This is a genomic window from Micrococcus sp. LASM2_SD2 (genome assembly GCF_057364565.1).
In genome coordinates this window covers 1-1,428 of the sequence record NZ_JBNFOB010000365.1, presented here as the reverse complement: position 1 = coordinate 1,428, position 1,428 = coordinate 1, and the positions used below count along the sequence as shown (strand labels likewise).

The window sequence follows — 1,428 nt, the reverse complement described above, 5'->3', positions numbered from 1 at the left end:
GAGTTCGCCTCCGGACAGTTCACCGCGATCATGGGGCCCTCCGGTTCCGGCAAGTCCACCCTCATGCACTGCCTCGCCGGCCTGGACACCCCCACCGCCGGCACCATCACGGTCTCGGCCGCGCGTCGAAGTCGCGGGCGAGCTCGGTGCCCCAGGCGCGGTCGCCGGCGTCGCCGTCCAGCACGCCCACGGAGTCATGCACGGTCAGGCCGTCGATGATCGCGTCCAGGCTCTGGCCGGTGGCGACCTCGCCGGAGACCAGGAGGAAGGAGACGGAGCCGTTCTGGAAGTTCCGCTCGACCAGGGCGCGCCCGTCCGCGTCCACGGAGGTGAGGCGGTCCACGCTCAGGACGTTGCCCTGCCGGGTGTTGTTGTCCCCCTCCACGGAGATCACGGAGAGGGTGCTCGGGTCGACGCCGGCGGGGACGAGGACCTCCACGTACTCGTGGATGTCCGCGCCGACCGTGTCGGTGACGAACTCGTTGATGACCGGGGCCGAGACGGCGGCCGGGGCGGGGGCGTCGGTGGCGCCGGCGACGGGCGCCGTGGTCACGACGGTGCCGACGCAGAGGAGCCGGCGGCGAAGGTGGCGGTGAACCGCGAGGTGTGCTTCATGGACATGCTTTCCCTGTGGCAGGTGATGACGAGGTGACGCCTCAGAGTAGGCATCCCGCACTGCGGGGAGGTGACCTCCGCGTCACGGGCGGGTGAACGGGACGGGGCGCGCAGTGGGCGGGCGGCTGGTCTCAGCCGGCCGCGGCAAACAGCGCGGTGAGCGCCCGCCGGTCCGGCTTGCCGGTGGACAGCAGCGGCAGTGAGTCCAGGGCCAGCCAGGTCTTGGGCACGGCCGGCCCGCCGAGGGCCCGCTTCACGACGACGGCCAGTCGCCTCTGCGTGCCCGCCCCCCAGGCCTGTGCCCCTCGGGCGGGGACGACCGCGGCGCACAGCCGCTGGCCCCACTCCGGGTCCTCGACGGCGCCGACGAACACCTCGGCGATGTCGTCGTCGGCCTCCAGCACGGCCTGCACGGCGGCGGCGGAGACCTTCACGCCGCCGGTGATGACCACGTCGTCGGCGCGGCCGGTCACGGTGAGGCGGGGGCCGTCGTCGTGGTGGGAGAGGCGGCCCAGGTCCTCGGTGAGGAAGGAGGCGGAGGCGGGGGAGGCGTCGTCGTGGGTGAAGTGGTTCGAGGTGCGCTCCGGGTCGTCCAGGTAGCCGGCGGCGACCATGGGGCCGGTGAGGCGGATGCGGCCCGAGGGCTCCGTGTCCGCGGTGCGGGGGACGCCCACCAGGTCGGCGCGGACCCCCGACAGCGGGACGGAGTCGTAGACGCAGCCGCCGCAGGTCTCGGCCATGCCGTAGGTGGCGGTGAGGCGGACGCCCGCGGCCTCGGCGGCCGTGCGCAGGGGAGCGGGCAGCCGGGCACCG

At 74.2% G+C, this 1,428-nt stretch carries 2 protein-coding genes and 1 pseudogene; 1 reads left to right on the top strand and 2 read right to left on the bottom strand.

All coding sequences use genetic code 11. The annotated features are described in order from the left end of the window. Nucleotides 1–114 (top strand): annotated as a pseudogene (locus AC2W7A_RS12375) (ATP-binding cassette domain-containing protein); the annotation flags it as partial. On the opposite strand, the gene AC2W7A_RS12370 reads toward AC2W7A_RS12375, so the two are convergent. Next, nucleotides 107–553, bottom strand: coding sequence for a hypothetical protein (locus AC2W7A_RS12370; protein WP_485991607.1), 447 nt, complete (start codon nt 551–553; stop codon nt 107–109). The pseudogene AC2W7A_RS12375 and the gene AC2W7A_RS12370 overlap by 8 nt on opposite strands. A gap of 193 nt (nt 554–746) precedes the next feature. Further along, on the bottom strand, nt 747–1,428 hold a 682-nt coding region (locus AC2W7A_RS12365), incomplete at its 5' end, for an AMP-binding enzyme (RefSeq protein ID WP_485991606.1).